Genomic DNA, 9222 nt, shown 5'->3' with positions numbered 1-9222 from the left:
GCGAGGAACATTCTCGCGGTCGGGCATGGCCGTCTACCTGTAGGAATTCCCGTCCTTTAGGGCGGGGAGGATGTCAATTAAAGTTCAGGGCTTTGGCAACGTCAGCTCAAGGTAAATGGCCTGTAAAGGCGCTTTGCAAAAACGATACCAGTGCTTATCGTTCATCCTCCCATGTCGTTTTTCCGAACAAGGTTCGTTCAACCCATGCAAGCTTCCGTCTCCCGTTCTCCCCGTCGTTGGCTCGTGGGCCTGCTGATCCTGCTGCTGGTGACCCTGCTGGCCTGGTGGCTGTGGCCCGCAACCGCGCCCCACAATGAAGCCAAAGGACGAACGGGCGGCAACGGGCGTCCAGGTTTCGGTGCTTCTACCGACCCGGTGCCGGTGCGGGTAGAGCCGGCCACCGTGGGCGATTTCCCGCTTTATTACAAGGCGCTGGGCACGGTGACCGCGATCAATACGGTCAACGTCCGTAGCCGTGTATCAGGCGAGCTGGTCAAGATCCACTTCAAGGAAGGTCAGCGGGTCAAGGCTGGCGACCTGCTCGCCGAGATCGACCCGCGCTCTTACCGGATCGCCTTGCAGCAGGCCGAAGGGACCCTGGCGCAAAACCAGGCGCAGTTGAAGAACGCCCAGGTCGACGTTGCCCGTTACCGCGGGCTATATGCCGAAGACAGCATCGCCAAGCAGACCTTGGACACTGCCGAAGCCCAGGTCGCGCAGTTCCAGGGGCTGGTCAAGACCAACCAGGCCCAGGTCAACGATGCCCGCCTGAACCTCGAGTTCACCCAGATTCGCGCCCCCATCAGTGGCCGTGTCGGCTTGCGTCAACTCGATCTGGGCAACCTGGTCGCGGCCAACGACACCACGGCGCTGGTGGTCATCACCCAGACCGAGCCGATCAGCGTCGCTTTCACCCTGCCGGAAACCGAACTGGACACCGTACTGCAGCGCTACCGCACCGGTGCCAGCCTACCGGTCGAAGCCTGGGACCGCAGCGACAGCAAGCTGCAGGCCACCGGCGTGCTGGGCAGCATCGACAACCAGATCGACACCACCACCGGGACCCTGAAGTTCAAAGGACGCTTCGAGAACAAGGACCTGTCGCTGTTCCCCAACCAGTTCGTCAACGTGCGCCTGCTCGCAGATACCCTCAAGCAAGTGGTGCTGGTGCCCTCGGCCGCCGTGCAGTTCGGTAACGATGGCACCTTTGCCTACGTGGTCAATGCCGATAGCAAGGTCAACATTCGCAAGCTCAAGGTCGGTGCAAGCGATGGCGAGCGCAGTGTGATTCTCGAAGGTCTGGCCGCGGGCGACCGCCTGGTGCTCGAAGGCACCGACCGCCTGCGCGAAGGCACCCAGGTCGAAGTCGTCGAGGACAGCTCGCAGGTGCCCGCCACTCCAGGCTCGCAGCTGCAAGGCGGCGAGGCCAAGGGCAAGGCCGATGAGCCGGTGAAGGCGGGCGCATGAACCTCTCGCGTCTGTTCATCCTGCGACCGGTCGCCACCACGCTGAGCATGCTGGCCATCGTCCTGGCCGGCCTGATCGCCTATAAGCTGTTGCCGGTATCGGCGTTGCCGCAGGTCGACTACCCGACCATCCGGGTCATGACCCTCTATCCCGGTGCCAGCCCCCAGGTGATGACCAGCGCGGTCACCGCGCCGCTGGAGCGCCAGTTCGGGCAGATGCCTGGCCTGACCCAGATGGCCTCGACCAGCTCCGGCGGGGCGTCGGTGCTGACCCTGCGGTTCAACCTCGACATGAACATGGACGTTGCCGAGCAACAGGTGCAGGCGGCCATCAACGCCGCCAGCAACCTTTTGCCGAGCGACCTGCCGGCACCGCCGGTGTACAACAAGGTCAACCCGGCCGACACGCCGGTACTGACCCTGGCCATTTCCTCCAAGACCATGCCGTTGCCCAAGCTCAACGACCTGGTCGATACCCGTGTGGCGCAGAAGCTCGCGCAAATCAGCGGCGTCGGCATGGTCAGCATCGCCGGCGGCCAGCGCCAGGCAGTGCGGATCAAGGTCAACGTCGATGCCCTCGCTGCCAACGGCCTGAACCTGGACGATGTACGCACCTTGATCGGCGCATCCAACGTCAACCAGCCCAAGGGCAACTTCGACGGTCCGACACGGGTGTCGATGCTCGATGCCAACGACCAACTGCGTTCGCCCGAGGAATACGCCAACCTCATTCTCAGCTACAACAACGGCGCACCGCTGCGCCTGAAAGACGTTGCCGAAATCGTCGATGGTGCCGAGAACGAGCGGCTTGCAGCCTGGGCCAACCAGAACCAGGCGGTGTTGCTGAACATCCAGCGTCAGCCGGGGGCCAACGTCATCGAGGTGGTCGACCGGATCAAGCAGATGCTGCCATCGATCACCGACAACCTGCCGGCGGGCCTGGACGTCTCGGTGCTCACCGACCGTACCCAGACCATCCGCGCCGCAGTCAAGGACGTGCAGCATGAATTGCTGATCGCCATTGTCCTGGTGGTAATGGTGACATTCGTGTTCCTGCGCCGTGTCAGTGCCACTGTCATTCCTTCGATCGCAGTGCCGCTGTCGCTGATCGGCACGTTCGGCGTGATGTACCTGGCGGGATTTTCGATCAACAACCTGACTCTGATGGCCTTGACCATCGCCACCGGTTTCGTGGTGGACGACGCCATCGTCATGCTGGAGAACATTTCCCGCCGTATCGAGGAAGGTGAGACGCCGATGCAGGCGGCACTCAAAGGCGCACGGCAGATCGGCTTCACGCTGGTGTCGCTGACGCTCTCGCTGATTGCCGTGTTGATCCCGCTGCTGTTCATGGCCGATGTGGTCGGGCGGCTGTTCCGCGAGTTCGCCATCACCCTGGCGGTGGCTATCCTGATTTCCCTCGTGGTGTCGTTGACGCTGACGCCGATGATGTGCGCACGACTGCTCAAGCGCGAGCCCAAGGAGGAGGAGCAAGGGCGTTTCTACCGCGCCAGTGGCGCCTGGATCGACTGGCTGATCGAACGCTACGGGCGTGGTCTACGCTGGGTGCTCCAACATCAGCCGCTGACCCTGATGGTGGCGGTAGCCAGCCTGGCGCTGACGGTGGTGCTGTATCTGGTGGTGCCCAAGGGCTTCTTCCCGGTGCAGGATACCGGGGTGATCCAGGGTATCTCCGAGGCGCCGCAGTCGATTTCCTTCAGCGCCATGAGCGAACGTCAGCAAGCCTTGAGCAAGCTGATCCTGCAGGATCCGGCAGTGCAGAGTCTGTCCTCTTACATTGGTGTCGACGGCGACAACGCCACCCTCAACAGCGGTCGACTGCTGATCAACCTCAAACCCCATGGCGACCGCGATGTCACCGCCAGTGAAGTCATCAGCCGTCTACAGCCGCAGCTGGACAAGCTGGTCGGCATCCGGCTGTTCATGCAGCCGGTGCAGGACCTGAGCATCGAGGACCGGGTCAGCCGGACCCAGTACCAGTTCAGCCTGTCGTCGCCCGACGCCGACCTGCTGGCCCAGTGGAGCGCAAAATTGGTCGAGGCGTTGCAGCAGCGCCCTGAACTGCAGGACGTGGCGAGCGATCTGCAGAACAAGGGCCTGCAGGTCTATCTGGTGATCGATCGGGACATGGCCAGCCGCCTGGGCATCGACGTTTCGCAGATCACCAACGCCCTGTACGACGCGTTCGGTCAACGGCAGATCTCGACCATCTATACCCAGGCCAGTCAGTACCGAGTGGTACTGCAGTCGCAGAACGCCGGCAGCATCGGCCCGCAGGCGCTGGAGTCGATCCATGTCAAGGCCAGCGACGGCGGCCAGGTGCGCCTCTCGGCCTTGGCGCGCATCGAGCAGCGCCAGGCGCAGCTGGCCATTTCGCATATCGGCCAGTTCCCGGCCGTGACGCTGTCGTTCAACCTGGCCCACGGTGCCTCTCTCGGGGAGGCGGTGAAGGTGATCGAGCAGGTGCAGCAGGAGATCGGCATGCCGATCGGCGTCCAGACGCGCTTCCAGGGAGCGGCAGAGGCGTTTCAGGCTTCGCTGTCGAGCACCTTGCTGCTGATTCTGGCGGCGGTGGTGACCATGTACATCGTGCTCGGCGTGCTCTACGAGAGCTACATCCACCCGGTGACCATCCTCTCGACCCTGCCGTCGGCAGCGGTGGGCGCCTTGCTGGCGCTGATCCTCAGCGGTAACGACCTGGGCATGATCGCCATCATCGGCATCATCCTGTTGATCGGCATCGTCAAGAAGAACGCGATCATGATGATCGACTTCGCCCTCGAGGCCGAGCGCAACGAGGGCATGGCGCCGGCCGATGCGATTTATCAGGCGGCACTGTTGCGCTTCCGGCCGATCCTGATGACCACCCTGGCGGCGCTGTTCGGTGCGGTGCCGCTGATGCTCGCCACCGGCTCCGGTGCCGAGCTGCGCCAGCCACTGGGTCTGGTGATGGTCGGCGGCCTGCTGGTGAGCCAGGTGCTGACGCTGTTCACCACCCCGGTCATCTACCTGTACTTCGACCGTCTGGCCCGCCGCTGGCGTCCGGCCAGCGATCGTCAGCAGGCCCAGGCATGAACCTGTCCGGACCCTTCATCCGCCGACCGGTGGCGACCATGCTGCTGAGCCTGGCGATCATGTTGTTGGGCGGGGTGAGCTTTGGCTTGCTGCCGGTGGCGCCGCTACCGCAGATGGACTTCCCGGTGATCGTGGTCCAGGCCAATCTTTCCGGGGCCAGTCCAGAGGTCATGGCCGCCACCGTGGCTACGCCGCTGGAGCGCAAACTCGGCAGTATCGCCGGCGTCACCACGCTCACCAGCAACTCCAGCCAGGGCTCCACCCGGGTCATCATCGGCTTCGAGATCGGCCGCGACGTCGACGGCGCGGCCCGGGAAGTGCAGGCGGCGATCAATGCCACACGCAACCTGCTGCCCAGCGGCATGCGCAGCATGCCCACCTACAAGAAGATCGACCCGTCTCAGGCGCCGATCATGGTGTTGTCGCTGACTTCGGACGTGCTGCAGAAAGGCCAGCTCTACGACCTGGCCGATACCATCCTGTCCCAGAGCCTGGCCCAGGTCAGTGGGGTAGGGGAAGTGCAGATTGGCGGTAGCTCGTTGCCGGCAGTGCGTGTGGCGGTGGAGCCGCAGCTGCTCAACCAGTACGGAATTGCTCTCGATGACGTGCGTACCGCAGTCGCCAACGCCAACCAGCGCCGTCCGATGGGGTTCGTCGAGGACGGCCAGCGCAATTGGCAGGTGCGTGCCAACGATCAATTGGAGAAGGCCAAGGACTACGAGCCGGTGGTGATCCGCCAGGAGAACGGCACGATCTTGCGCCTGTCCGATGTGGCGAGCATCACCGATGGCGTCGAAAACCGCTACAACAGCGGCTTTTTCAATGACCAGAGCGCGGTGCTGCTGGTGATCAACCGGCAGACCGGCGCCAACATCATCGAGACCGTCGACCAGATCAAGGCGCAATTGCCGGCGTTGCAGTCACTGCTGCCGGCCAGTGTCAAACTCGATGTGGCGATGGACCGCTCGCCGGTGATCAAGGCCACCCTGAAAGAAGCCGAGCACACCCTGATGATCGCCGTGGTGCTGGTGATCCTGGTGGTCTACCTGTTCCTCGGCAGTCTGCGCGCTTCACTGATCCCGAGTCTGGCGGTGCCGGTGTCGCTGGTCGGCACTTTTGCGGTGATGTACCTGTGCGGGTTCTCGCTCAACAACCTGTCGCTGATGGCATTGATCCTGGCCACCGGCCTGGTGGTGGACGACGCCATCGTGGTGCTGGAGAACATCTCGCGGCACATCGAAGATGGCCAACCGCCGATGCGGGCGGCATTTCTCGGCGCCAAGGAAGTCGGTTTCACCTTGCTGTCGATGAACGTCTCGCTGGTGGCGGTGTTCGTCTCGATCCTGTTCATGGGCGGCATCGTGCGCAACCTGTTCCAGGAGTTCTCGATCACCCTGGCGGCGGCGATCATCGTTTCCCTTGTGGTGTCGCTGACCCTCACGCCCATGCTCTGCGCACGCTGGCTGAAGCCGCAGCAGGCCGAACAGAACCGCTTGCAGCGATGGAGCGAAAGGCAGCATCAGCGCCTGGTCAACGCCTATGACCGCAGCCTGGGCTGGGCCTTGCGCCATAAACGCCTGACGCTGTTCAGCCTGTTGCTGACCATCGGCGTCAACATCGCGTTGTACGTGGTGATCCCCAAGACGTTGATGCCGCAGCAGGATACCGGGCAATTGATAGGTTTCATCCGCGGCGACGATGGCCTGTCGTTCACCGTGATGCAGCCGAAGATGGAAATCTACCGGCGCGCCTTGCTGGCCGATCCGGCTGTGCAGAGTGTTGCCGGCTTCATCGGAGGCAACAGCGGCACCAACAATGCCATGGTCCTGGTGCGTCTGAAACCGATTGCCGAACGCAAGATCTCTGCGCAGAAGGTCATCGACCGCCTGCGCCGTGAACTGCCCAAGGTGCCGGGCGGCCGCTTGTATCTGATGGCCGACCAGGACCTGCAGCTGGGCGGCGGAGGCCGCGATCAGAGTTCCTCGCAGTATGTCTATACCTTGCAGAGCGACGATCTCAGCGCCTTGCGCGAATGGTTCCCGAAGGTCACGGCCCTGGTGCGTACCTTGCCCGAACTGACCTCGGTCGATGCCCGCGACGGCGGCGGGACGCAGCAGGTGACCCTGGTGGTCGACCGCGACCAGGCCAAGCGGCTGGGCATCGACATGGACATGGTCACCACGGTGCTCAACAACGCCTACAGTCAGCGGCAGATCTCGACCATCTACGACAGCCTCAACCAGTACCAGGTGGTGCTGGAGATCAATCCGAAATACGCCTGGGATCCCAGTACCCTGGAGCAGGTGCAGGTGATCACCAGCGAAGGTGCACGGGTGCCGCTGTCGACCATTGCCCATTACGAAAACACCCTCGCCGACGATCGGGTCAGCCACGAGAACCAGTTCGCCTCCCAGGACATCAACTTCGATATCGCCGAAGGCTATAGCACCGACCAGGCGATGGCTGCGCTCGAGCGGGCGGTGGCCAAGCTCGGCTTGCCCGAATCGGTGATCGCTCGCCTGGGCGGGACCGCCGACGCATTCGCCAAGACCCAGCAGGGCCAGCCTTTCATGATCCTTGGCGCGCTGGTGCTGGTGTACCTGGTGCTGGGCATTCTCTACGAAAGCTACATCCACCCGTTGACCATCCTGTCGACTTTGCCTTCGGCAGGGGTCGGGGCCTTGCTGGCGTTGTACCTGACCGGGGGCGAGTTCAGCTTGATTTCCCTGCTGGGGCTGTTCCTGTTGATCGGCGTGGTGAAGAAGAACGCGATCCTGATGATCGACCTGGCGCTGCAACTTGAGCGGCATCAGGGACTCACCCCTGAAGAGTCGATCCGCCGCGCCTGCCTGTTGCGTTTGCGACCGATCTTGATGACTACCCTGGCGGCCATCCTCGGCGCCTTGCCGCTGTTGCTCAGTCGCGCCGAGGGCGCGGAGATGCGCCAGCCCCTGGGCCTGACCATCATCGGTGGCCTGGTCTTCAGCCAGGTCCTGACCCTTTATACGACGCCGGTGGTGTACCTGTACCTCGACCGCCTGCGTCACCGTTTCAATCGTTGGCGCGGCGTGCGCACCGACGCCGCCCTGGAAACCCCGCTATGACCTTTGCCCAAGCTCCTCTCCACCGTGCCCTGCAGTTGCTGACCCGCGGGCGCGGTTCGCACCTGATCGGCGCCGGGCTGTGCGTGGCCATGCTCAGCGCCTGTACCCTCAGTCCGGATTACCATCGTCCGGAGATGGACACACCTGCGCAGTTCAAGCAAGCCGAAGGCTGGACCCAGGCCAGCCCTTCCGATGCCATCGCCCGTGGCGCCTGGTGGGAGGTTTACGGCGATCCGGGGCTCAATGCTCTGGTCGAGGAACTCAATCGCAGTAACCAGACGGTGGCCCAGTCCGAGGCCCAGTATCGCCAGGCCCAGGCGTTGGTGCGCAGCAGTCGTGCCTCGCTGTTTCCCACGTTGGACCTGACCACCAGCAAGAACCGTTCAGCACAAGGCACCGGCAGTTCGAGCTCGAGTCTGTCGAACAACAGCAGCGGCATTCGCAATACCTACAATGCTCAGCTTGGTGTCAGTTGGGAGATCGACCTGTGGGGCAAACTGCGTGAAACGCTCAACGCCGACAAGGCCAGCGCCGAGGCCAGCCTGGCCGATCTGGCCGCGATTCGCCTGAGTCAGCAGTCGGAGCTGGTGCAGAATTATCTGCAACTGAGGGTGATCGATGAGCAGAAACGCTTGCTCGAGGCTACCGTCGCCGCCTACCAGCGTTCGCTGCGCATGACCGAGAACCAATATCGTGCCGGCGTCTCCGGCCCCGATGCGGTGGCCCAGGCGCGCACTCAGCTCAAGAGCACCCAGGCCGACCTGATCGACCTGGCCTGGCAGCGTGCGCAATTCGAGAATGCCATCGCCGTTTTGCTCGGCAAGGCGCCTGCCAATTTCGCGCTGGCCGACAGCAAGTCGATCCCGGCGTTGCCGGATATTCCGCTGGCGTTGCCGTCGCAACTGCTCGAGCGTCGCCCCGACATCGCTGCAGCCGAGCGTAACGTCATGGCGGCCAACGCACAGATCGGCGTGTCGCGGGCGGCGTACTTCCCCGACCTGTCGTTGAGCATGAGCGGGGGGTACTCGAGCAGCAGCTTCAGTAACTGGATCGAGTTGCCGAACCGCTATTGGTCGGTGGGGCCGCAGTTGGCCCTGACCTTGTTCGACGCAGGCAAGCGCAGCGCTGAAGTCGACCGCACGGTCGCCGCCTATGACCAGACCGTAGCGCAGTACCGGCAGACAGTGCTCGATGGCTTCAAGGAAGTTGAAAACTACTTGGTGCAGTTGAAGGTGTATGGCGATGAGGCTGTCGTGCGCCAGGAGGCGCTGGAGGCTGCCCGCGAGTCGCTGCGTCTGACCGAGAACCAGTACAAGGCTGGACTGATCGGTTATCTGGACGTGGTCAACGTGCAGGCAACCGCCTTGAGCAACGAACGCAGCGTGCTGTCGTTGCTGGAAGGGCGGCTGGTGGCCAGCGTCCAGCTGATCGCCGCATTGGGCGGTGGGTGGCAGGCCGAACAGGCGTTCGCCGAAGCCAGAGAGTGAGCGGGGAGGGGCGGCAGGGCTACAGACTGGACCCATTCCCATTCGCGAAAACCTCGTGGCGTTTCGCCA

At 63.3% G+C, this 9222-nt stretch carries 4 protein-coding genes; all 4 read left to right on the top strand.

The annotated features are described in order from the left end of the window. The first annotated feature begins 204 nt into the window (after window positions 1-204). From KY379_RS22025 to KY379_RS22010, 4 genes are read left to right on the top strand one after another with little or no spacing between them, the layout of a single operon-like run. Window positions 205-1467: an MdtA/MuxA family multidrug efflux RND transporter periplasmic adaptor subunit gene (locus KY379_RS22025; protein ID WP_261241430.1), complete on the top strand. Its 1263-nt coding sequence runs from the start codon at window positions 205-207 to the stop codon at window positions 1465-1467. Then, window positions 1464-4562, top strand: a complete 3099-nt coding sequence (locus tag KY379_RS22020; RefSeq protein ID WP_261241429.1) for an MdtB/MuxB family multidrug efflux RND transporter permease subunit — start codon at window positions 1464-1466, stop codon at window positions 4560-4562. The genes KY379_RS22025 and KY379_RS22020 overlap by 4 nt, the downstream gene beginning before the upstream one ends. Next, a complete protein-coding gene (locus KY379_RS22015) occupies window positions 4559-7666 on the top strand; it encodes an efflux RND transporter permease subunit (RefSeq protein ID WP_261241428.1) in 3108 nt (1035 codons plus the stop codon). The genes KY379_RS22020 and KY379_RS22015 overlap by 4 nt, the downstream gene beginning before the upstream one ends. Next, on the top strand, window positions 7663-9153 hold the full coding sequence (locus KY379_RS22010; RefSeq protein ID WP_133329348.1) for an efflux transporter outer membrane subunit: 1491 nt from the start codon (window positions 7663-7665) through the stop codon (window positions 9151-9153). Before KY379_RS22015 ends, KY379_RS22010 begins: the two co-directional genes overlap by 4 nt. Window positions 9154-9222: the final 69 nt, after the last annotated feature.

This window comes from Pseudomonas sp. HD6422 (assembly GCF_025377065.1).
Lineage (GTDB): Bacteria > Pseudomonadota > Gammaproteobacteria > Pseudomonadales > Pseudomonadaceae > Aquipseudomonas > Aquipseudomonas putida_U.
The sequence above is the reverse complement of the archived record's forward strand: the minus strand, read 5'-3'. Positions and strand labels throughout refer to the sequence as shown.

Coding starts and splice junctions, on each gene's coding strand:
- KY379_RS22025 (WP_261241430.1), top strand. CDS start 205: ATGCAAGCTTCCGTCTCCCGTTCTCCCCGTCGTTGGCTCGTGGGCCTG.
- KY379_RS22020 (WP_261241429.1), top strand. CDS start 1,464: ATGAACCTCTCGCGTCTGTTCATCCTGCGACCGGTCGCCACCACGCTG.
- KY379_RS22015 (WP_261241428.1), top strand. CDS start 4,559: ATGAACCTGTCCGGACCCTTCATCCGCCGACCGGTGGCGACCATGCTG.
- KY379_RS22010 (WP_133329348.1), top strand. CDS start 7,663: ATGACCTTTGCCCAAGCTCCTCTCCACCGTGCCCTGCAGTTGCTGACC.